General features: G+C 74.7%; 8 protein-coding genes and 1 riboswitch. Of the genes, 7 read left to right on the plus strand and 1 reads right to left on the minus strand.

The genetic code is table 11. From position 1 onward, the window contains the following. The first annotated feature begins 295 nt into the window (after positions 1-295). The 7 genes from MXD62_RS18465 to MXD62_RS18495 all read left to right on the plus strand — a co-directional run bounded on the left by MXD62_RS18465 (position 296) and on the right by MXD62_RS18495 (position 19,995). A complete protein-coding gene (locus tag MXD62_RS18465; protein WP_248830771.1) occupies positions 296-499 on the plus strand; it encodes a hypothetical protein in 204 nt (67 codons plus the stop codon). Between the two features lie 1,252 nt (positions 500-1,751). After that, the gene (locus MXD62_RS18470; protein ID WP_248830772.1) at positions 1,752-10,175 is read left to right on the plus strand and encodes a type I polyketide synthase; all 8,424 of its coding nucleotides are present in this window, start codon (positions 1,752-1,754) and stop codon (positions 10,173-10,175) included. Then, entirely contained in the window at positions 10,168-15,399 is a 5,232-nt protein-coding gene (locus tag MXD62_RS18475; RefSeq protein WP_248830773.1) for a type I polyketide synthase, read from the plus strand. Before MXD62_RS18470 ends, MXD62_RS18475 begins: the two co-directional genes overlap by 8 nt. Further along, positions 15,396-15,734: an acyl carrier protein gene (locus tag MXD62_RS18480; RefSeq protein ID WP_071066803.1), complete on the plus strand. Its 339-nt coding sequence runs from the start codon at positions 15,396-15,398 to the stop codon at positions 15,732-15,734. Before MXD62_RS18475 ends, MXD62_RS18480 begins: the two co-directional genes overlap by 4 nt. Positions 15,735-15,835: 101 nt before the next feature. Beyond that, complete coding sequence (locus MXD62_RS18485) at positions 15,836-16,771, plus strand: alpha/beta fold hydrolase (protein WP_248830774.1); 936 nt, start codon at positions 15,836-15,838, stop codon at positions 16,769-16,771. Between the two features lie 77 nt (positions 16,772-16,848). Beyond that, on the plus strand, positions 16,849-18,039 hold the full coding sequence (locus MXD62_RS18490; protein WP_248830775.1) for a glycosyltransferase: 1,191 nt from the start codon (positions 16,849-16,851) through the stop codon (positions 18,037-18,039). Positions 18,040-18,153: 114 nt separating this feature from the next. Next, on the plus strand, positions 18,154-19,995 hold the full coding sequence (locus MXD62_RS18495) for a class I SAM-dependent methyltransferase (RefSeq protein WP_248830776.1): 1,842 nt from the start codon (positions 18,154-18,156) through the stop codon (positions 19,993-19,995). A 56-nt stretch (positions 19,996-20,051) separates the two neighbouring features. On the opposite strand, the gene thiC is transcribed toward MXD62_RS18495, so the two are convergent. Continuing rightward, positions 20,052-21,722: a phosphomethylpyrimidine synthase ThiC gene (gene thiC / locus MXD62_RS18500; protein WP_248830777.1), complete on the minus strand. Its 1,671-nt coding sequence runs from the start codon at positions 21,720-21,722 to the stop codon at positions 20,052-20,054. 144 nt (positions 21,723-21,866) lie between these two features. After that, positions 21,867-21,986, minus strand: a riboswitch (TPP riboswitch). Positions 21,987-23,757 lie beyond the last annotated feature (1,771 nt).

Raw genomic sequence — 23,757 nt, forward strand, 5'->3', positions numbered from 1 at the left:
GGGGGGGGGGGGCTTTTTTTTTAACCCCCCCGGGGGGCGGGCGGGGGCGCGCCCCCCCCGCCACGCCGGTCGCCGGTATGGAGCAGGTCGCCGGTATGGAGCGGCCCGCATGGAACCGGATGGATTGGCCGTCCGTTGTGACAGTTCGGTCGTCCTTCCTCGCGAAGTCCGGCCAGGCGCCGAGCCCCGCGATCGCGGCCCCGCCCCCGCCGTATGAGCGCCCCGCCTCGGCGGTGCGCGTGACAGGCCGTCGCGGCAGGTCGTGACCCCCTGACCCCCGGCCGCGAGTGGACCGGTGTTCGGAGCGCTCCGGTCGGAACCGTCCCTCTCGGCGCGCCGCCGATCGCTGCTGGTCGGCGCCTCCGCCGCGCCCGCCGACCACCGGGCCTGCGCCGGGCCGCCGACCGCGGGGCCGCCGCTGTCGTCGTCGCCGGTCGTCGCTGTGGTCGCCGTCGCCGAGTCGCCGTCGTGTCGCCGCCGCCGTCCGGCCGCGCCCTGACCCGACACACCCTGACCCGACAGACCCTGAGGCGACGCCTCGGTGACCCGATGCGCTCCTGACCCGATGCGCCCCTGAGTCCTGGCCGGGCATCCACGCATGACTCGGGAGAGCCGTCCGAGCACTCTGACGCAAGGACTCCCAGGCCGTGACCTGGCTCTAGTCACTTCGGGTGGTCTCGCCGCCTGCTCGGCATCGTCGCGGAATGCTCCCCGTGGTCTCGTGTGGCTTGCCCGGAGCCCGGGCGACATCCGCGCGGTGCCCTGATCGCGTCGGAAAAGCCCTTGTGAACTGGGTATTTGTCGCGATCGAGGGGGTGGCTCCAAGATGGGCGAGAGAAATGGGCGGCGCTTATGCTTGCGGCCACTCGGTTATGGTGACTAGGTTGAACGGGCCATGTCACTGCGTATGTGGGGGTCAGAAGAGACGAGTCTGCCGACAGCGCGCCCGTCCGGCCCAGGCCGGCGTCGGCGGCTGTTCCAGATCGTCACCGGAGGAACGGCTGGATGAATGTCATGTCATGGGATGTGCGGGTGCGGTCCGCCGTCGGGGCCGCGGTGCCGGGCCGGGGAAAGCCGGCACTGATTCCCGGTGGTTTCAGTCGTCGACGCTCCGCACCCGGACGGCATGACATGTCACTCTGTGCACGCGCCGGAAAGAATCCAGGCGAGGTGCAGAATCGTAACCATTCCAGGCGTGTGTGCGGCATCGTCGCGGCGAACATCGGGTGGACGGCGAAACGCGTGCTGCCCGTGGAGCGGGACAACACGTCGGGCGCGGTCGGCCCCGAGATCGCCGTGGAGCGTGCCGCGCCGCGTTCCGTGTGTTCGCCGGCGTGCGTGGGTGATGGGCGGGGGCACCTGATCGTTTCGTGGCGCGCCCTGGTTGTGGAGACCCCGTCCGGACGGGCTAGTATTTCGCGCACGTTCGCTGCCTCGGGTGAGCCGATCGGACCGGGCCACAGTCACTACGACCGAATCGTCGCCGGCGGCGGGGAGTCCGGGCCGGTCGCCGGTTCTGTCCCTCATATGGAGTTGCACCTGCCTGATATGCCGATCGCCCCACGACGCCGACACCGGACTACCGCGAGGCGCGCGGATCAGCGGCGGTCTGTCAGCGATCTCTCCCGTGGTTCACCGGCGCCCGCCGGCCGAGCCCGCCTGAATCCGACCCCGGCCCGCCGGCCGGTGCCGACGGCATCCGTTCCCGGTCGTCGCCCATCACGGTGGTGCCTGGCCAGGAGGAGCATCCGATGAGCAGCTCGTTCAGTGCCCAACCGAGGCCCATGGCGGTCGAGCCCGGAGACCGGGATCTGGTCGTCGTCGTCAGCCCGTTCGGTGAGCCCGCGCCGCACCTGGTGGCGGCGGTCGGCCACGCCGGCGGCCTGGGAATCCTCGATCTCGGCCTCGACCCGGCCCGCGGCCGGGAGTCGATGGCCGCCGCGGCCGCCTGGTCGACCGCGCCGTTCGGGGTCCGGGTCCCCGAGGGCTGCCCGATCGGCAGCGGTGACCTGCCTGCCGGCGTCGACACGGTGCTGCTCGGGGTGAACGCCCCGTGGACGGTGGCCGAGGCGGCCGGCCGTGGTCGGCGTGTCCTCGTCGAGGTGCTCTCCGTGGCGGACGCGATGGGCGCGCTCGAATCGGGAGCGGCCGGCCTCGTCGCGCGCGGCAGTGAGGCCGGCGGACGGGTCGGTGACCTCACGACGTTCACTCTGCTACAGCACCTGATCGCCGCGAAGGCGACACGGCGGGACGGGACCGTTGCCCCCGTGTGGGCCGCTGGTGGCATTGGCCCGGCCACGGCCGCCGCGGCGATCGCCGGCGGGGCGGCCGGTGTGGTCCTGGACTCGCAGCTCGCGCTCGTTCGCGAGATGGAGCTGCCCATCGAGATCGCGGCCGCCGTTCGCGCCATGGACGGCAGCGAGACCGCGCTGATCGAGGGCCACCGCGTCTACGTGCGCCCGGATCTGCCGGTCGCCCGGCTGGTCGGCTGGCCCGCCGGCGCGGGTGCTCCCAAGGGCGGCGACGAGCCGGCCACGGACTTCCGGGACACCGGCGGCGAGCTCGCCTCCGACGGCGCGCTGACGTCCGTCGCGCCGGCGGCAACGGCGCCGGCGGCCACGGCATCCACCATCGGCGGCGAGCGGGGCCCGGTGGCACTGCGGCTGGGTGGGCGCGACCTGCGGGAACAGCTTCTCCCGGTCGGGCAGGACGGTGCGCTGGCGGCCGACCTGGCCGACCGGTACGTGTCGGCGAGCGCCGTGGTGCGGGCCGTGCGGGAGTCCGTGCGGACCGCCCTCGACTCGGCGGCGCGCCACCGGCCGCTCGCGCCGGGATCGCCGTTCGCGGCCGCCCGCGGGCTGCGCTACCCGGTCGCGCAGGGGCCGATGACCAGGGTCAGCGACCGGGCGCGGTTCGCCCGCTCGGTGGCCGACGCGGGCGGGCTGCCCTTCCTCGCGCTCGCGCTGCTGGACGGCGCCGCGACCCGGACGCTGCTGACGGAGACCGCCGAGCTGCTCGGCGACTTGCCCTGGGGCGTGGGGATCCTCGGGTTCGCGCCGCCCGAGGTGCGCGCGGCCCAGCTTGAGGCGGTGCACGAGGTGCGCCCGCCCTGCGCGCTGATCGCCGGCGGCCGGCCGGCCCAGTCGGCGCCGCTGGAGGCCGCCGGCATCGACACCTTCCTGCACGTGCCCTCGCCGGGGCTGCTCGACCGCTTCCTCACCGACGGGGCGCGCAAGTTCGTCTTCGAGGGCCGCGAGTGCGGCGGCCACGTCGGGCCGCGGGCCAGCTTCTCGCTGTGGGAGGCGCAGATCACGCGCCTGCTCGCGTTCGCCCGGGCCGCCGGCGACGGCCCGGCGTCGCTCGAGGACGTCCATGTGCTGTTCGCGGGCGGCATCCATGACGCGACCTCGGCGGCCATGGTCGCGGCGGCGGCGGCGCCGCTGGCCGACCGCGGCGCGCGGGTCGGTGTGCTCATGGGGACGGCCTACCTGTTCACCGAGGAGGCGGTCGCCGACGGCGCGATCATGCCCGGTTTCCAGGAGGCGGCGATCGGCGCCACCAGCACCGTGCTGCTGGAGACCTCACCCGGGCACGCCACCCGGTGCGTGGAGTCCGAGTTCGTGCACACCTTCCTGCGCCGGCGCGAGGAGCTGACGGCCGCGGGCGTGGCGCGCAAGCAGATGTGGGCCGAGCTGGAGTCGCTCAACCTGGGCCGGCTGCGGATCGCCAGCCGGGGCGTCCGCCGCGAGGGGGGCCAGCTGGTCGAGGTCGGGCCCCGCGAGCAGGCCACGGACGGCATGTTCATGATCGGCCAGGTGGCGGCCCTGCGATCGGAGCGCACGACGATCGGCCGGCTGCACGCCGAGGTGACCGAGCAGGCCACGGCGCTCGTCGCCGAACGGGCGGCCGAGCGGGCCGGCGGGCCGACCGGGCAGGTCGCCGCGCTGCCGGCCCAGCGCACCGCCGGGAGCGCCGACGCCGACGCCGACGCCGACGCCGACGGCGACGGCGACGCCGACGGCGACCAGGCCGAGCGCGCCGCGCGGTCCGTGGCCGCCGTGCGCGAGGCGGCGCGGTCGCTCGACATCGCGATCGTCGGTATGTCGGCGGTGTTTCCGCGGGCTTCCGACGAGAAGGACTACTGGGCCAACGTGGTCGGCGGCGTCGACGCGATAACAGAGGTGTCGCCCGAGCGGTGGGACGCGGATCTCTACTACGACCCGGAATCGGTCGTGAAGGACGCCGGCCGACGGACGCCGTCCAAATGGGGCGGATTCCTGCCGAGAATCCCGTTCGACGCGCTCGCCTACGGAATACCGCCGCGTTCTCTGCGCAGCATTGATCCGGGCCAGCTCCTCGCGCTGGAGGTCGCCGCCCGGGCGATTCGCGACGCCGGGTATGAGAACCGGCCGTTCGACCGCCGACGCACCTCCGTCGTCTTCGGCGCTGAATCAGGGTCCGACCTTTCCACGACGTATGGATTCCGCTCCGCGCACCGGGCCTGGGTCGGTGAGCTTCCCGCCGAGCTCGAGGAGCTCCTGCCCGAGCTCGACGAGGATTCCTTTCCCGGCATGCTCGCGAACGTCATAGCCGGCCGGGTGGCGAATCGACTCGACCTGGGCGGCCTGAACTTCACCGTGGACGCGGCGTGCGCCTCCTCGCTGGCCGCCCTGGACGCGGCGTGCAAGGAACTGTCGGCGGGCGCGTCCGACATGGTGCTGTGCGGTGGAGTGGACACTCATTCCAGCGTCCACGACTTCCTGCTTTTCGCCTCGGTGCACGCGCTGTCTCCCGGGGGCCGTTGCCGCAGCTTCGACTCCGGCGCGGACGGCACCAGCCTCGGTGAGGGTGTCGCCGTCGTCGTTCTCAAGCGCCTCGCGGACGCGCAGCGCGACGGCGACCGGATCCGTGCCGTCATCCGGTCGGTCGCCGGCTCCTCCGACGGTCGGGCGCTCGGCCTGACCGCGCCGCGCAAGGCCGGGCAGGTCATCGCCCTCGAGCGTGCCTACGCGACGGCGGGAATCTCGCCGTCCGAGGTCGGCATGCTGGAGGCGCACGCCACCGGAACGGTCGTGGGGGACCGCACCGAGCTCGCCACGCTCACCGAGGTTTTCATCGAGCACGGCGCCGCCGTCGGCCAGTGTGCGGTCGGTTCGGTGAAGTCGCAGATCGGCCACACGAAGTGCGCCGCGGGCCTGGCCGGGCTGGTCAAGGTGGCGCGCGCGGTGGAGACCGGTGTGCGGCCGCCAACGCTGCACATGGACCGCCCCAACCCGTACTGGGAGCGGGAGAGCAGCCCGTTCTACTTCGACGACCAGGCCCGTCCGTGGATCGCGCCCGCCGGGCGCCGCCACGCCGGCCTGTCCGCCTTCGGGTTCGGCGGGACGAACTTCCACGTCGTCGTGTCGGCCTACGACAAGGCACCGGAGCCCGCGCACGGCCTGGACCGGTGGCCGGCGGAGCTGTTCGTGATCCGCGGCCGGGACCGCGCCGCCGCGCTGCGCCGGCTGGACCGCCTCGCCGAGCTGGTCCGCGCGAACGAGGAGGCAGGCCGGCCCTACCACCTGCGCGATCTCGCCCGCACCGCGGCCGAGGAGCGAGGTGGCCCGGTGCGGATCGCCTTCGTCGTCGACGAGCTGGACGATCTTGCCGCCGCCCTCGACCGGGCGCGGGAGCCCCGGTCCGACTCCCGCCTCGGCGTGTTCGTCCACGCCGAGGACGAAGCCGGTGCCGCGGGCGCAACGGCCGGTGCCGGGACGTCCGCCGAGGGCGTCGGCGCCGGCTCGGTGGCGTTCCTCTTCCCCGGCCAGGGCAGCCAGCGCCCCGGGATGCTCGCGGATCTCTTCGTGGCCTTCCCGCGCCTGCGCGCCCTGCTGGAGCTCGCCCCGGACGTCGCCGCCACGGTGTTCCCCCCGGCCGCCTTCAGCGACACCGAGCGGACGGCCCAGGCCGCGGCACTGACCGACACCCGGGCGGCCCAGCCCGCGCTGGGGATGGCCGGGCTGGCCGTCCATGACATCCTGGCCGGACTGAAGATCCGTCCCGATCATGTCGCCGGTCACTCCTACGGGGAGCTGGTCGCGCTGTGCGCGGCTGGGGCGTACGACCGGGCCGACCTCGTCCGGCTCAGCCGGGCCCGCGCCGACGCGATTCTCGCGGCGGCCGGCGGCGACCCGGGCACCATGGCCGCGGTGTCGGCGACGGCCGACCAGATCCGGGACGTGCTCGGTGCGCCCGCCGCCGACGGCACCGTGGCGGGAGTGGCGCTCGCCAACCAGAACGCGCCGCGCCAGACCGTGATCTCCGGGCCGACCGCCGACGTCGACGCCGCGGTCGGCCGGCTCAAGGACGCCGGGCTCTCGGCCCGGCGCATCCCGGTGGCCTGCGCCTTCCACAGTCCGGTGATCGCCGGCGCGGCCCAGGCGCTGGCGGGTGAGCTCGCGGCCACGCCCGTCGGCGATCTCACGCTGCCGGTGTGGTCCAACACGACCGCCGCGCCCTACCCGCGGACCCCGGACGGCACGCGCGCGACGCTGGCCGGCCAGGTCGCGGCCCCCGTCCGCTTCGTCGAGCAGATCGAGGCGATGTACGCGGCCGGCGTGCGGGTCTTCGTCGAGACCGGGCCGGGCCGGGTGCTCTCCCAGCTCACGGCGAAGATTCTCGCCGGACGTCCGCACCGGGTCGTGGCGACCGACGCGCCGGGGGAGCACGGCCTGCGCCGGCTGCTGCTCGCGGTGGCCGAGCTCGCGGCGGCCGGAGTGGAGATGGACCCGTCGCCGCTGTTCGCGGGCCGCGACACCCGCACGGTTCCGGCCGACGGGATGCCGCGGCGCCCGGGCTGGCTGATCGACGGGGCGTATGTGCGAACCGGCCAGGGCGGTTACCTGCCCGGTGGTCTGCGGCCCGCCCGGCGGGTTCCGCCGGTCGCGCCGGCGGTGGTGACCGAGCCGGCCACGGCTGGGACGGGTGGGTCCGGTGACACAGGCAGGCAGGACGGCCCCGAGGCCTGGCGCGTGCTCGCGCCCGGCCCAGTTGTGGGCGGCCCAGTGGTGGCCGGCGGATCGGCAGGAGGCACTCCAGTGGACGGCCCTCAGATGATGAACGGGCACGCGAACGGGCACCGCGACGGCTGGTACCCGGGGCCGAACAGGTCCGGGCCCGCGCTCGCCGCCGCCGGGACTTCCGGCGAGCAGGTGGTCGACAGCCGTCCGGCTGCCCCGGCCCCGGTCGCCAGCCCCGCCGACGCGGCCGTCCTCGAGTTCCTGCGGACGGGCCGTGATCTTGTGGCGGCGCAGCGTGACGTTCTGCTGACGTATCTGGGTGGCGCCGCGGCCGCGCCGGTCGAGCACGGTGCCGGGCGGTGGACGCCGGCAACCACCCTGCCGGCCCCGGCGGCCGTCATGCCGGCCGCCGCGCCCGCTGTGACCACCGCGCCCGCTGTGACCACCGCGCCCGCTGTGACCGCCGTGCCTGCCGCGCCCGCCGTGGCCGCCGTGGCCGCCGTGGCCGCGTCGGCCCCGGCCATGCCGGCCCCGGTTGTCGCCATGCCCGCCGCGGTGGAGGCCGGTGCGCTGGTCGCCGCTGTGCCGGCCGCGGTGGAGGCGGGCGTATCGGCTGCCGCCGGGTTGTCGGCGGAGGCTGTGGCGGATGCGGTGGTGGGGGTGATCGCGGATCTGACGGGTTATCCGGTGGAGATGTTGGAGCCGGATTTGGATCTTGAGGCTGATCTGTCGATCGATTCGATCAAGCGGACGGAGATTCTGGGGGAGCTTGCGGGCCGGGTGGGTCTGGCTGGTGTGGGTGCGGGCGATGTGGATGAGTCGGTGGTGGAGGAGTTGGCGGCGGTGAAGACGGTCCGGGGGATCGTTTCCTGGATCGTGGAGCACCAGGCCGCCGGTCCGTCCGCCGGCACGGCGCCTGCCGTGCTTCCGGTCGGCGCCCCCCTGGCCGCGGCCGACGGGTCCGCGCCCGCGGGTGGGCCGTCCGCCGGGTTGTCGGCGGAGGCTGTGGCGGATGCGGTGGTGGGGGTGATCGCGGATCTGACGGGTTATCCGGTGGAGATGTTGGAGCCGGATTTGGATCTTGAGGCTGATCTGTCGATCGATTCGATCAAGCGGACGGAGATTCTGGGGGAGCTTGCGGGCCGGGTGGGTCTGGCTGGTGTGGGTGCGGGCGATGTGGATGAGTCGGTGGTGGAGGAGTTGGCGGCGGTGAAGACGGTCCGGGGGATCGTTTCCTGGATCGTGGAGCACCAGGCCGCCACCCCGGCGATCACCGCCGGGGACGGAACCGGCCACGGTGCGGGGCCCGGCGCCGGCGGCGACGCGGGATGGGCCGGGCCCGGACAGGTCGAGGTGCCCGAGCAGAGCCGCGCCGAGCGTCGGTCCGCCGCTGCTGGTGCCGGCGGCCGGGGGCAGCCCGGCGGGCCGTGGGCCGGGTCGGCGGCGGTCCCGGCGTCCGCCGCCGCGGCGCCGGCCACGGCCGTTCCGGTGCCGGCGGGTGTTCCGGTGATGTCCGCGCCGCTCGGAGCGCCGGCCGGTGCCCCGCCACGGCCCGCGTCGGCACCGGAGAGCTGGGGGGTGCGCTCGGCCCCACGGGGCTCGACGGACCCGGTGTTCGCCGAGCGGGTGCCGCTGCGTCGGTTCGTGGTGGAGTCCACCGAACTGGCTCCGCTGCCGTCCTGGGATGACATCGTCGCCGCTGGTCGGGCGGCGGTGCTGGACGGCGCCCGGTTCGCCGTCGTCGACGGCGGGCTCGGGATCGGCCTCGCCCTGTCGACCCTGCTGGAGCAGGCCGGGGCGCAGGTCCGCATCATCTCGGCGAACGACGCCGCCCTGGGCGAGCTGGTCGCCTCCGGCATCGCCGCCGACGGGCTGTTCTGGGCCGCCTCGGCCGAGGGCTCGGCGGGGCCGGTGGGCGGTCTGCCGGCGGCGTTCCCGGCGCTGCGCGCCGCCGCGCTGGCCGGAATCCGGCGGCTCGTCGCGGTCACCGGCCTCGGTGGTGATCTCGGCCGCAACGGCGAGATCGGCGACCCGGGCCCGGGCGCCGGCATGGCCGGGCTGGTCCGGACCCTGGCCCGTGAGCTGCCCGACCTCCTGATCAGGCTGGTGGACATCCATCCCAAGGCGCAGCCGCGGCGGATCGCGGAGAGCCTGCTCGCGGAGATGCTCGACCCGGCCGCGCCGGTCGTCGTCGGCTACCGCGACGGCGTCCGGATCGCGCCCGAGCTGCGGATGTCCGACCTGGTCGCGGTCACCGCCGGGCCGGGGTCCGCGGCCGCCGGATCGCCTCGGGCCGCCGCCGCTCCGCCGGGGCTGGACAGGTCCGGCGTCGTCCTGCTGACCGGTGGTGCGCGCGGGATCACGGCCCGTACCGCGCTGGCGCTTGCGGGTGCCACCGGCTGCGCGGTCGAGCTGGTCGGGCGCACGCCCGTCCCGGACGCGCCCGAGGACGAGGCCACGGCGGGTGCGCCCGACGCCCCGGCGCTGCGCCGGGCCCTGATCGCGACGGGGGTGCGCCGCCCGGCCGAGATCGAGGCGCGCATCGGGCGGATCCTGGCCGAGCGGGAGATCCGTGCCACGCTCGCCGCGCTGCGGGAGGTCGCCGCGTCGGTGCGCTACCACCCGATCGACGTGCGGGACGTCACCGCCGTCGCCGGTGTCGTCGCCGACGTCTACGCCCGCCACGGCCGGCTGGACGGTGTCGTGCACGGCGCCGGCGTCCTGGAGGACCGGCTGCTGCGGGACAAGTCGCCGGAGTCCTTCGACCGGGTGTTCCGCACGAAGGTCGACGGGGCGCGCGCCCTACTGGACGCGCTGCGGCCCGATGTGGGCTTCGTTGTGCTCTTCGGCAGCGTGGCCGGGGTGTTCGGCAATCGCGGGCAGGTCGACTACGCCGCCGCCAACGACGCCCTGGACGCCCTCGCGCACACCGCCTCGGCGCGCTTCGCCGGCCGGGTGGTCAGCGTCGACTGGGGTCCCTGGGGCACCGACACGGCCGCCGGCCGCGGGATGGTGTCCGCCGAGCTGTCCCGGGAGTACGCCCGCCGGGGCATCGGCCTGATCGACCCCGGCGAAGGGGTCGCCGCGTTGCTGCGAGAGCTCGGTGAGCCGGTCGCGGACGCGCCGACCCAGGTCGTCTACATGTGCGCGGGAGTCGGGTCGTTCGATGGGTGACACATCCCGCCACAGCGGCGGCGGCCCCCGCGGCGCGGGCGGGCAGGAGATCGCGATCGTCGGGATGTCCGCGCTGTTCCCCGGCGCGGGCGACCTGGACACCTACTGGCACAACATCGTCGGTGGCGTGGACGCGATCAGCGACGTCCCACCGGGCCGCTGGGACCTCGACGAGTACTACGCCGGGCCGGCCACGGACGGCGACCGGCAGCCCGGCGGCGACCGGCGCGGCGGCGGCCGGCGGCAGGACGGCGCGGGCTTCTACTGCCGGCGCGGCGGGTTCGTCGACGACCTGGCGACGTTCGACCCGGCCCGGTTCGGCATCGTCCCGGTCTCGGTCGACTGGGCGGAGCCCGACCAGCTGCTCGCGCTGCGGCTCGCCGCCGAGGCCATGGACGACGCCGGCGGGGCCGAGACGCTCGGTGACCGCGGCCGCGTCGGCGTCGTGGTGGGCCGTGGCGGCTACGTCGGGCCGGGTGTCGCCCGGCTCGAGCAGCGGGTCCGCACCTCGCACCAACTGGCGACCACGCTGCGCGAGGTGCTGCCGGACGTCCCGGACGCGGCCGTCGACCAGGTGGTCGACGCGTTCCTGGCCAAGCTGGGTCCGCAGCGGCCGGAGGCGTCCATCGGCCTGGTGCCGAACCTGGCGGCCTCGCGGATCGCGAACCGTCTCGACCTGCACGGCCCGGCGTACACGATCGACGCGGCCTGCGCGTCGTCCCTGGTCGCGGTGGACATCGCGATGCGGGAGCTGGCCGGCGGCCGGGCCGGCGCGATGATCGTCGGCGGCGTGCACATCGTGCACGAGGTCTCGTTCTGGAGCCTGTTCACGCTGCTGCGGGCGCTCTCGCCCACCCAGCGGATCCGGCCGTTCGACCGCCGTGCCGACGGCCTGCTCATGGGCGAGGGCGTCGGGATGATCGTCCTGAAGCGGCTGGCCGACGCCCGCCGCGACGGCGACCGGGTCTACGCCGTGCTGCGCGGCGCCGGGACGTCCAGCGACGGGCGTACCGCGAGCCTGATGGCACCCGCGTCCTCCGGGCAGATCCTGGCGATCGAGCGGGCCTGGGCGGACGCCGGCCTCGACCCGGCGGCGCCCGGCGCGGTCGGGCTGATCGAGGCGCACGGAACCGCGACTCCGGCCGGCGACGGGACCGAGCTCTCGACGCTGGCGAAGGTCTTCGGCGGCGAGGTCGGGGCGAGCCCCGTCGGCCTCGGGTCGGTGAAGTCGATGATCGGGCACGCGATGCCCGCCGCCGGCATGGCCGGGCTGATCAAGGCCGCGCTGGCGCTGCACCACCGCACCCTGCCGCCGACGCTGCACTGCGACGAGCCGCACCCGCTGTTCGACGGGAGCCGTTTCGCTCCGGTCCGGACGGCGGCCGAGTGGGAGCCGTCCGGTTCCGCGCCGCGGCGGGTGGGGGTGAACGCCTTCGGGTTCGGCGGCGTGAACGCGCACGTCGTCCTGGAGGAGTGCCTCGACGACCACGCCGGCGCCGTCAACCCGGTGAGCTTCGTCGGTTCCGTCGGTTCCACCGCCACCGCCACCGCCGTCGACGCCGCCGGGACGGGTGCCGTCCTCGGGCCCGACCCGGCGGCCGAGCGGGTCCTGCTGTTCGCGGGCTCGTCGGCGGCCGAGATCGTCGCCCAGCTCGACGTCCCGGACGCCGACCTGCTGGGGCGCGACGACGCCGCGTCCCCGCCGGCGGGTGGGCCGTTCCGGCTGGCGCTGGTGGCGCCCACCCCGCGCCGGCTCGCGCTGGCCCGCACGGTGGCGGCCCGCGGCACCGCCTGGCGCGGGCGGAACGATCTCTGGTTCGTCCCCGAGCCCCTGCTCGGCGACCGCCCGGCGTCCGACGCCGCGGGCGGACCGCGGCTGGCGTTCCTGTTCTGCGGTCTGGAAGACAAGTTCGCCCCGCGGATCGACGACGTGTGCGACCACTTCGGCCTGCCGCGTCCGGAGGTGGGCGACACCGCCGAGCTCGGCAGCCACGGCGTCGCCAGCGTCCAGGTGGGACGGGTCCTCGACACGGCGCTGCGTCGCCTCGGGGTGGTCCCCGACCTGGTCGCCGGGCACAGCGTGGGCGAGTGGAACGCGATGCTCTCGGCCGGGCTGATGAGCGACGACTACGCCGACGAGTTCATCGAGGTCTTCGACCCGGCCTCGCTCGAGGTGCCCGGTGTCGTGTTCGGTGCGCTGGGCTGCGGCGCGGAGGTCGCCGCCGAGGTGATCGCCGGACTGCCCGAGATCGTGGTCTCGCACGACAACTGCCCGCACCAGTCGATCATCTGCGGGCGGGTGGACAGCGTCGAGACCGCGCTCGCCCGCCTGCGCGCCCGCGGGGTGCTGGGGCAGACGCTGCCGTTCCGCTCGGGCTTCCACTCCCCGTTCCTGCGGCCGCACTTCAAGCGCCTGCAGGACGGCCTTTACAACACCCCCTTGCGCGCGGCGCGGGTGCCTGTGTGGTCTGCCACCACGGTGGCTCCGTATCCATCCGGACACGACGACATCCGGGAGCTGGCCGTCCGGCACCTGCTCGAGCCGGTGCGTTTCCGGGAGCTGACGCGGCGCCTGCACTCCGCGGGCGTCCGGGTGTTCGTGCAGGTCGGGATGGGCAGCGTCGCCGGATTCGTCGACGACACCCTCAACGGGCCGGGGGACGAGCACGCGTCGCTGGTCACGAACACCGTCAAGCGGTCCGGCCTCGACCAGCTCCGGCGGGTCGCGGCCGCGCTGTGGGCCGAGGGCGCCGCGCCGCGCCTGGACGTCCTGCCCTGCCACACCAGACCAGAGCCCGCCACCGTCCCGGCCAGGGAGCCGCGGGCGCCCCGGGTGCCTCAGACGGCCGCGCCGGCTCGGCCCGGGCGCGCGGTGCGGCTGCGCCTGGGCACGCCGCTCGTCCGGCTCGGGGCGGACGCGCCGGACCTCGCGGCGTCGCTCCCGTCCCGGATCAGCGGCGAGGCCGCGGGACGTCCCGTCGGCGAGACGCCGGCCCAGGTGGCCGACGGGCTCGGCGGGCCCGCGCGGCATGCCGTCCTCGCCGAGCTGGGCGCGGCGGTCACGGACGCGAGAGCGGTGATGTCCACCGTCACCGACCGCTGGGCCGCGACGCGGGCGTCCGGTCCCCCCTCGACGGCGCCGGCGGCGGCCTCCGCGCCCGTTGCGCCGCCCGCGCCGGCGGCGAGTGGGCCGGCGGCGAGTGGGCCGGGTGGTGGGCGGACCGTGCGGCGGGAGCTCTCGCTGGCGACGATGCCCGAGGTCGCCGACCACTGCTTCTACCGGCAGCCCCCGGGGTGGTCCGACCCGTCCGACCTGTTCCCGGTCGTGCCGCTCACCGGCGTGCTTGAAATGATCATGGCTGAGGCGAGCGCGCTGATGCCCGGCCGCGCGGTGGTGGCCGTCCGGGACGTGCGGGCCACCCGCTGGCTGGCGATCGAGCCGCCGGTGCAGGTCACGATCACCTGCGCGCCGCTGGGCCCGGACGAGGTCCGGGTGGACGTCGTCGGCTACACGCGGGCGACGGTCGTCTTCGCCGACGCCTACCCGGCGCCGCCGCCGGTGACCGACACGGCCACCGGGTTCGTCCCGGCGCCGGGTGTGGCGGGGGAGGTCGTGATCCCCGGCGAGTCGCCGTCCCCGCACACCGGCCGCGCGATCTACGACGACCGGCTGCTCTTCCACGGGCCCGGCTACCAGGGCGTCGAGTCCGTCGACGGGATGGCCCCGACAGGGCTGCGCGGCTGGCTGCGGGTGACGCCCGCCAGCGGCGCGCTGCTCGACAACGCCGGCCAGTTCTTCGGCTACTGGGGCATGCAGTACCTGCCGTCGGACTGGCTGCTCTTCCCGGCCTCGGTCACCTCGATGCGGTTCTTCGGCCCACCGCCGCCGGTCGGCGCGCGGATGTCCTACCTGGGCCGGATCCGGGACGTGACCGACCGCACCGCCACCGCGGACATGGAGATCCGGGACGCCGGCGGACGGCTGTGGGGGCACATCCAGGGCTGGACCGACCGACGGTTCACCGAGGACGACGTCCTGTGGTCGATGGCACTGGCGCCGGAGGCGAACACGCAGAGCCACCTGACGCCGGACGGCTGGGTGGTGGTCACCGAGCACTGGCGTGACCCGGCGTCCCGGGAGCTGTCGCTGCGCCACTACCTCGACGCGGACGAGCGGACGCGGCTGGCCCGCCACAATCCGCTGGCTGCCCGGTCCTGGTTGCTGGGGCGGATCGCGGCCAAGGACGCCGTGCGGCGCCGCTGGTGGGAGCGCGGGGCCGGCGCGGTGTGGCCGATCGAGGTCGGCGTGACGGATCTGGTGTCCGGGCGGCTGGTCGTCGGCACGGTGCCCACCCGACCGGGCCTGCCCGAGCTCACCCGCCCCGAGGTGAGCATCGCCCATCGCCCGGAGATCGCCGTCGCCCTCGCGGTGGACGACCCGCGGGACGTCGGCGGCGTGGGGATCGCTCTGGAGCGCATCGAACGGCGCGGGCCCGACGCGGAGGCGGCCGTGCTCGCCGAATCCGAGCTGAGCCTGCTCGACGAACTGGCCGGCGCGGATCCGGATGTCCGCGCGGTCTGGCTCGCGCGGTTCGCCGCGGCGAAGCAGGCCGTCGCGAAGGCGTACGGGACCGGGCCGGCCGGCGATCAGCGGCGGTTCGTCGTCGGCCGGCCGCGACCGGGTGGATCCGCCGTCCTGGCGGCGGTGCCGCGCGGGCCGGGCGGGGTGGTCGCTCACCCGGTCGGCGCGCCGACCGAGGCGACCGGCCTGCCGGCCCCGACGCTGGTTCCAGTCACCGTCTCCGCCCCGGACGGCGGGCCGGGGGCGGCACCGGCCGCGGCCGGGCACACCACCCCGGCGGAAGTGGGAGCGGGGGCTAGCGAGACGTGGTGGGTGGCACTGCGCACCATGGACACCACCGGCCGGCCCCGTCCCGACACCGAACCGAATGATCACACTGCCGCATCCGGCACCGCCACACCCGGCGGTCACACCGCCGGAACCGGCGATCGCGTCGCCGCACCCGGCGGCGCACCCGCCGGCGGCTACATCGTGGCCTGGACCTCGCCACGGATCGAGCGATCCGCGAGGCCTCCGGGCGGCGCGGCCGGGAGCCCGCCCACGCGGCGGCCCGGCGGTCAACCCACCAGCCCGGCCGGTGACCGGCCGGGCGCACGGACCGGTACGCAGCCCGATCAGCAGAAGGAGCAGACCCAGCGATGACCACCGACCAGTCGACCATGACCGCGGACCCGGCGACCCGAGCCGACCAGGTGCTCGCGGACGTGACGGAGATCCTGCGCGACGTGATCGGCGAGGAGTACATCGTCGACATGTCGATCGACATGGACACCTCCTTCAACGCGGACCTCGAGCTCGAGAGCATCGAGTTCGTGACCTTCGCCGACCGGCTCCGGGAGACCTACGGGGACCACGTCGACTTCGTCGGCTTCCTCTCGGAGATGGACGTCGACCAGGTGATCAACATGAAGGTCGGGGAGGTCGTCCAGTTCATCGTCGACAGCCTCGAGACCGACACGCCGGCCGCCGCCCGTTAGCGGCGGTCACGGTCGGCGGGGGGCTACGGGGACCTCGTATGCGCGCGGCGCGGGGCGCGCCGCGCGCACAACCTTCGTGAACGAAGCTAGGGAGAGAGCGCGTGGCTGAGATCGTCGCGAACGGCGTCCGTCTGCATGTGCAGAGGCTGGGGCCCAAGGGTGGGGCCGGTCCCGAGTCGCCGGTCGTGGTGATGGTGCACGGAATGGTGATGGACAACATCTCCAGCTTCTACTTCGCGCTGGGCAACTGCCTGGCCGGAGCGGGATGCGACGTCATCTGCTACGACCTGCGCGGCCATGGCCGCAGTGAGCGGACCCCGACCGGCTACACGATGGTCGACTCGATGGCCGACCTCGAGGGCCTGCTCGACGCGCTCGACGTGCGCCGGCCCGTGCACGTCGTGGGCAACAGCTACGGCGCGACGCTGACCCTCGCGCTCGGCCTGGCCCACCCGGAGCGGGTGGCGAGCCTGACCCTCATCGAGCCGCCGTTCCTCATCGAGGGCCTCGGCGAGGAGATGGCGCGCTCACTGACCCAGGTGCTCGCGGCCGTCACCGACGAGGAGGTGGAGGAGTGGCTGGCGAACTCCGCCGGCCGCGCGGTCTCCCGGATCACGCGCGCCTCGCAGGCGCTGCTGAAGGAGACCACGATCGCCGAGGACATGCTGGCGACCCCGCCGTTCTCGCCGGAGGCGCTGGCCAGCCTGCCGATGCCGGTGCTCGCCGTCTACGGGGCGAACTCGGACATCATCGACCAGGCCGAGGGGCTCGCCGAGCTCGTCCCGGACTGCACCCTGGTCGTCCTGGAGCAGCACACCCACATGGTGCTGCGCGAGGCGGCCGACTACCTGCGCGACCTGCTGCGGTGGTGGCTGTTCCGGCGGTCCGAGCCGATGCCCTCGCACCAGGTGCGCGGCGCCGGGTTCGACACTCCCGACTGGGTGCGGCAGATGATCCCGCCGCCGAACCTCAACAGTGGGGACGAGCCCACGACGTCGCTGTCCGCGGCGCGGGCCGGTTCGCCGGTCGAGGCCTGATCGTCACCGGTGCGGCTCGCGAAGGGTGCGGCTGACTCACCGCCGGAAGGGAGACGAATGGAATTTCGGGGGCTTTGATGGGCCGTGTTCTCTTCGCCGTGCCGCCGCTGACCGGGCACGTGAACCCGGCGGTGGGCATCGCCGGCGAGCTGGCGGCCCGTGGGCAGGAGGTGGCCCTGGTCGGCCACGCGAGCGTCGTCGGGCCGCTCGTCCCGCCGTCCGTCCCGCTCATCGCGCTGCCAGGGGAGATCTCGGCCGACCAGCGGGCCGAGCTGGAGGCACGGTCCCGGCCGCTGCGCGGGCCCGCGTCACTGAAGTTCCTGTGGGACGAGTTCCTGCTGCCGCTGGGTGCCTCGATGGCGCGGGACGTCGGTGCCGTCGTCGAACGGTGGCGTCCGGATGTGATCGTCGCCGACCAGCAGGCGGTCGGGGCTGCCATGGTCGCCCGCCGGCGCGGCATCCGGTGGGCCACGCTCGCCACCACGTCGGCGGAGCTCGACGACCCGTACGCCGTGCTCGCCGGGGTCGGGAACTGGGTGTCGGAGCGGCTGCGGGACTTCCAGGTCGCGAACGGCGTCCCGGCGGAGGAGGCGGCGCGCGGTGACCTGCGCTTCTCTGAGGACCTCACTGTGGTCTGCTCGGTGCCCTCGTTGCTGCGTACCGCCAGTCATCCGTCCCATCACGTGTTCGTCGGCTGCGCCGCCGGGCTGCGCCGGTCGGCCCCGGAGTTCCCCTGGGAGTGGCTCGACCGGGACCGCCGCACCGTGCTCGTCTCGCTCGGGACGGTCACCCGGGAGGCCGGCGGGCGGTTCCTGCGCGCGGCCGCGGAGGCGCTGGCGGGGATGTCCGACCAGGTGCAGGCCGTGATCGTCGCGCCCCCCGGCCCGCTGGACGACCTCGCCGGCCAGGTTCCCGACGACCTGCTGGTCCGCCCGTTCGTGCCGCAGGTGGACCTGATGGCCGAACTGGACGCGATAGTGTGCCACGCGGGTAACAACACGGTGTGCGAGGCCTTGTCACGGGGAGTGCCGCTGGTGGTCGCGCCGGTTCGTGACGACCAGCCGATCATCGGCGAGCAGGTGGTGCGGGCCGGTGCCGGTGTGCGGGTGCGCTTCGGGCGCTCGACCCCGGCGACGCTGGCCACCGCGATCGGCACCGTGCTCGACGAGCCGTCCCACCGGGTCGCGGCGCGGCGGCTGCGGGACGAGTTCAGCGCGGCGGGTGGTGTCGTGGCCGCCGCCGACCACATTGAGAAGCTGCTGCCGTAGGCCCGGCCCCGGCGGCCCGCCCGTCCGCGGGCCTGCCGCCGGGGCGGGGCCTGCCGCCGGGGCAGGGCCCACGGCCGGGGCGCGGGGCGTTCGACCGGCTGGGGCGTGAGAGTCGTGCTGCTGCTGCTACCCATCCTGGTGAGCGTCGGGCTCATCCTGAACGGGATCCGCCTGCGCGGCCGGCTGCGCCGGCTGGACACCGTCGCCGCGTCGGGCCGGCCGGTAGACCCCGCCCACGTCTTCCTCGTGGCCGAGGGGGTGCGGCTCTCCGACGCGGCCCGGCGCGCGGCGAGCAACCACGCCCGCCGCGAGCGGCTGCTGGTGCTCGACCTCGTCCCCGCCGACCTCACCGTGGAACGCGCGCTCGACGTGGCCCGGATGGTCGACACCCGGACCTACCGGGCCGACCGCTCGGCGCCCGGCCGGGGCGCGTTCCAGGCCCTGCTGGTGCACGCCGACCTGCTGGAACGGGTCGGAATCACCCAACGGGAGGGGTTCAGCCCGGTCGAGCTGGTCGACATCACGACCCGCCTGAAACGGCACGCCCCGACCGCCACCGACCTGGCCGTCGTTCCCGGGTTGCAGGCCGCGCGTGACGACGCCGCGATGCGGGTGCGCGTCCAGCAGCGGGCCTACGCGTGCACCCCGGCGAGCCTGTACATGCCGTACGCGCCGCACATCGGAACCTTCATCGGCGCCCAGATCAGCCAGCCGGTCGCGCTCGTCGCGACGGCGCTGTTCTGGTTCCAGCCGTTCTTCGTCTGCGCGGGACGGGTCCCGCTCGCCCCCCGCGACCTGATCCGCAGCCCGATCGTCCGCATCCTCGGTCTTGTGATCTTCGTTGTGCACTCCGCGCGGGCCGGGCGCCGGGCGAAGGCCGCCGGGCTGCCCGCGGACCCGGCGAAGGCGGAGGCGCGCCGCCGCCGGCAGGAGACAGCCGCCTGGTACGCCGCCCGCGCCCGCCACGTCACGCGGCTGCGCGAGGCCACCAGCGCCGAGTGCCCCTGGTGCGGGTCGGTCGAGCTCAGCGTCCGGGTGCGCTCGCGGGACCTGGAGATGGGCAAGCCGGGGCGCTTCCGCCTCGACGGTTGCGAGGCCTGCGGCCACGTCTTCCTCAACCCGATGATCACCCCGGACGGGCAGGACTACTACGAGCGCGACTGGCGGGACGGCTTCGCCGCCGAGACCGCGGAACACGCCCGGGCCCGCGAGGCCGCGGCCGACCAGGCCCGGGCCGAGCTGCTGCGTCCCTACACCACCCCGCGGGCCTGGCTGGACGTCGGCACCGGCCACGGCCACTTCTGCAACGTCGCCCGGGCCCACTGGCCGGCCACCGTGTTCGGTGGTCTCGACCTCTCCGACACGGTGGACGACGCCCACCGGCGGGGCTGGGTGGACGCCGCCCACCGGGGCGAGCTGAGCCAGATCGCGGACGACCTCGCCGGCCGCTACGACGTGATCAGCATGTTCGGCTATCTCGAGCGGACCCGCTACCCGTCGGAGGAGCTGGACGGCGCAGTCAAGGCGCTCGCCCCCGGCGGATACCTGATGATCGAGCTGCCGAACGCGGACTGCCCGGCGGCGCGGCGGCTGCGGGCGTACTGGGCCGGCTGGGACGTGCCGCGCCGGCTGCACTTCATTCCGGCGGACAACCTGCTCGCCGCGCTGGAGGACCGCGGGCTGCGCCCCATCGCCGTCCAGTTCGGGCCGGCGCTGCGCCCCGGTGACCTCACCCGGGCGCTGGGCCTGCTCATCCAGCGGGTGGCGCCGCGGCGCCGGCCGTGGCTGGACCCGGCCCGGAGCGGGCCGGGCCCGCGGCTGCTGCGCGTGCCGTTGCTGCTGGCCTCGATCGGCCCGTTCCTGCTGGCCGCCCTACTGGACCGGGCCAGCAGGTCCTGGCAGGCCAGGGGGGAGCGTTCCAACACCTACCGCGTGCTGGCCCGCAAGGAGAGCTGAAGCCGGCCGCGGGACTCTCCCGGCCATGGCGGTCGGGGAGGCCCGCGGCCGCCGGGTCAGGGGGTCTGCCGGTCGGCGAGCGGCAGGTAGATCCGGGCACCCTGCTCGGCGAACTCCCGGGACTTCTCCGCCAATCCGGCCTGGACGGCCTCGTCGGTGTCGAGACCGTGCTCGGCCGCGTACTTGCGGACGTCCTGGGTGATCCGCATCGAGCAGAAGTGCGGGCCGCACATCGAGCAGAAGTGCGCGGTCTTCGCGGGCGCCGCGGGCAGTGTCTCGTCGTGGTACTCCCGCGCGGTCTCCGGGTCGAGCGAGAGGTTGAACTGGTCGTCCCAGCGGAAGTCGAACCGCGCGTCCGAGAGCGCGTCGTCCCAGGCCTGGGCGCCCGGGTGCCCCTTCGCCAGGTCGGCCGCGTGCGCCGCGATCTTGTAGGCGATGACCCCGGCCTTGACGTCCTCGCGGTCCGGCAGGCCCAGGTGCTCCTTGGGCGTGACGTAGCAGAGCATCGCCGTCCCGTACCAGCCGATCATCGCGGCGCCGATGGCCGAGGTGATGTGGTCGTAGCCGGGCGCGATGTCGGTGGTGAGCGGGCCGAGGGTGTAGAACGGCGCGTCGTGGCACAGCTCGCGCTGCAGGTCCACGTTCTCCTTGATCTTGTGCATGGGCACGTGGCCCGGCCCCTCGATCATCACCTGGACGTCGTGCTCCCAGGCCACCGAGGTCAGCTCGCCCAGTGTCGCGAGCTCGGCGAGCTGCGCGGCGTCGTTCGCGTCGGCGATGGAGCCGGGGCGCAGGCCGTCGCCGAGGGAGAAGGTGACGTCGTAGGCCCGCAGGATCTCGCAGAGCTCGGCGAAGTTCGTGTAGAGGAAGTTCTCCTCATGATGGGCGAGGCACCATGCCGCCAGGATCGAGCCGCCGCGCGAGACGATGCCGGTCTTGCGCCGCGCGGTCATCGGTACGTAGCGCAGCAGCACCCCGGCGTGGACGGTCATGTAGTCCACACCCTGCTCGGCCTGCTCGATCACCGTGTCCCGGTAGACCTCCCAGGTCAGCTCCTCGGCCTTGCCACCGACCTTCTCCAGCGCCTGGTAGATCGGCACCGTCCCGATCGGGACGGGGGAGTTCCGGATGATCCACTCGCGGGTGGTGTGGATGTTCCGCCCGGTCGAGAGGTCCATGACGGTGTCGGCGCCCCAGCGGGTCGACCACACCATCTTCTCGACCTCCTCCTCGATGGAGGAGGCGACGGCGGAGTTGCCGATGTTCGCGTTGATCTTCACCAGCAGGTTGCGGCCGATGGCCATCGGCTCGCTCTCGGGGTGGTTCACGTTCGCCGGCAGCACCGCCCGGCCCGCGGCGATCTCGTCGCGCACCAGCTCGGGGGCGAGGCCCTCACGCAGCGCGACGAACTCCATCTCGGCGGTGATCTCGCCCCGCCGGGCGTAGGCGAGCTGGGTCACCGCGCGGCCGGCGGTAGCCCGCCGCGGAGCCTGCCCCGAGCCGAGGAAGGTGTCACCGGCCTGCCCGTCAGGCCCGCGCCGCCCGTCGTCGGCGGGCTGGACGGCACGCCCCTCGATCTCCTCGGTGTCGCCGCGGGCGGCGATCCAGCCGGCCCGCAGCGCGGGCAGGCCGCGCCGCACGTCGACGCCGGCGCCCGGGTCGGTGTACGGCCCGGAGGTGTCGTAGAGGACCAGGCTGTCGCCCGTGCTCAGCGCGACCTCGCGCATCGGTACCCGCAGGTCGGGCCGGGACCCGACCAGGTAGGTCTTCCTGCTCCCGGGGAACGGCCGGGCCAGGATGCCCTCCGCGCCGTCGCCCGTGCCGGAGGCCGCGGCCGCCGGGTTGTCGGAATCCGTCGGGCGGATCTGACGCACCACCTTGATCACTCCCTACGCCGGAATTACCCGGACAGGTTCAGGCGGTCGGCGGCACCGGCAGTTGCCCGGCCGCCCTCTCAGCCTCCCAGGGTGGAAGCTCCCGCATCTGGGACGACGCTACGGCAGGTGACTGGCCTCCGCCACCCCCTTGGTCAGCTTCGCCATGTTCGTCACGTACCGTTTCGTGCCATTCCGTCACCGGTTCGTCCGGCCCGGGCGGCACGGCCGGCCGGTCGGCGGCCTCTGCCGGAATCTGCTCCCGCAGGGCCGCGGCGACCAGCGCGGCCGTCTCCGCCGGCGCCTGCCAGAGTTGCTCCACCCTGACGGTGAGGATCCGCCGGCCGGCGGGCCGTGGCCGCCGTGGACCGGGCTGCCCGACCCGCACGAGCAGCCGCCACGGCCCGTACCAGACGTCCAGCCGGCCGGTCGGAGCGTCGGGGGAGGGGGTGGCCAGCGCCCGACCGGGGGGCAGCCCGAACGCCGCCTCGAGCTGGGCGTACCGGAGGCTCAGCATCCGGGGAGTCCGGCGGTTCAGCTCGTCGAGGGTGTCGGCGATCAGGGTGCGGCGGCTGATCGGGCCGCGGCGCGCCAACGCCCGGCGCATCGCCTCGATGGTGACGAAGCCCTGCAGGAGGGCGTCGCTGATCACGGCACGGGCGCCGTCGCGCCCGCTGCACCACTCGGCCATGTCGACCACCGAGCGGGCCGGCGCCGTCCGCGGTGGCAGCCGGGCACGGTGGACGTCCGCCGGAGCCAGGCGTGCGGTGCGGCGGAAGACGACGCCCGCCACGGGCGTGCCGCGGCGCCCGGGCGGGACCAGCACCGTCACGACCTCGTCGCCGTGGCCGACGAGGCCGTCGAGGGCGGCGGCCGTGGACCCGCCGAGCACCGCGTTCGGCCCGCCGGCGAGCAGCGCCGCCCAGGCCTGCTGCACCAGCGGCGGCGTGGCGGTGGCGGTGACGAGGACACCACGCGCGGGCTGCCGCCAGGTGCCGTCGGCGACCCGCGCGCGGATGTCGGCGCGGGTGAGGCCGGCGGCCATCGCGTCGTGCTCGCTGATGACACCGGACTGCAGATCGGCGATCTCCCGCCAGGAGAATCGGCCTGGGCTAGGGGCCATGGATAGACCATGCTTGTTGTTTATCCGTTGTGTCCATGAGGGATGGCGGGGTTGTGGATAACGTTCATGTCGACCGGCGCCTGTGTGGTTCGCGGGCCGGCGCCGACGCTGCTCGCCGGTGGGCACCGGCGCGCTCGGTGGCCGGGCCTGCGTCGGTCGAGGGCCGCGCGGCGGGCGGAGTGGTTCGCGGCCTCCACACGGCGAGCCCGTATCGTGTGCGACCGGCACGTCCGCGATGTTGCGGGTGTGTTGCCGCACAGCACTGCCCTTACGCATGTGATGGTGGTAAGCGACGCGGGAGGCGCGGAGGTGGCTGGAGAGGCGCGGCTTCGGCCTGGAAGTCGGAGGAATGGCGACACACCGTAGGTCCGGGCGGTCCGAGGGCCGCCGACTCAGGGGTGCGCGCGGCGACCGCGCCACCGCGCAGACCGTCGCGATCGGGATGGCCGCGGTCGGCGCGACACTGGTGGTCGGCGCCGCCGGAGCACTGCACGTGACCGGCCCGGCGGAGGATCCGGACATGTCGACGACGGCGCAGGCAGGCGACGGGGCCGTTCCCACCACTTCGGCGCGGCCCGACGTGGCCACGCCGCACCGCATCACCGACTCCACCGGCAACCCCGATCCCGCGGCGGCCCCCCGCCCCCCGGCCCTGCGGGCCCGGCGCCCCCACGGCGCCGGCCCCCCGGGCGCGGCCGGCGGCGGGAAGGTCGACGAATCCGACCCGCCGCCACCAGCGCCGGGACGGCAGGTAGGGCACCGCGC

Source organism: Frankia sp. Mgl5 (assembly GCF_023242985.1).
Taxonomy (GTDB): Bacteria; Actinomycetota; Actinomycetes; order Frankiales; family Frankiaceae; genus Parafrankia; species Parafrankia soli.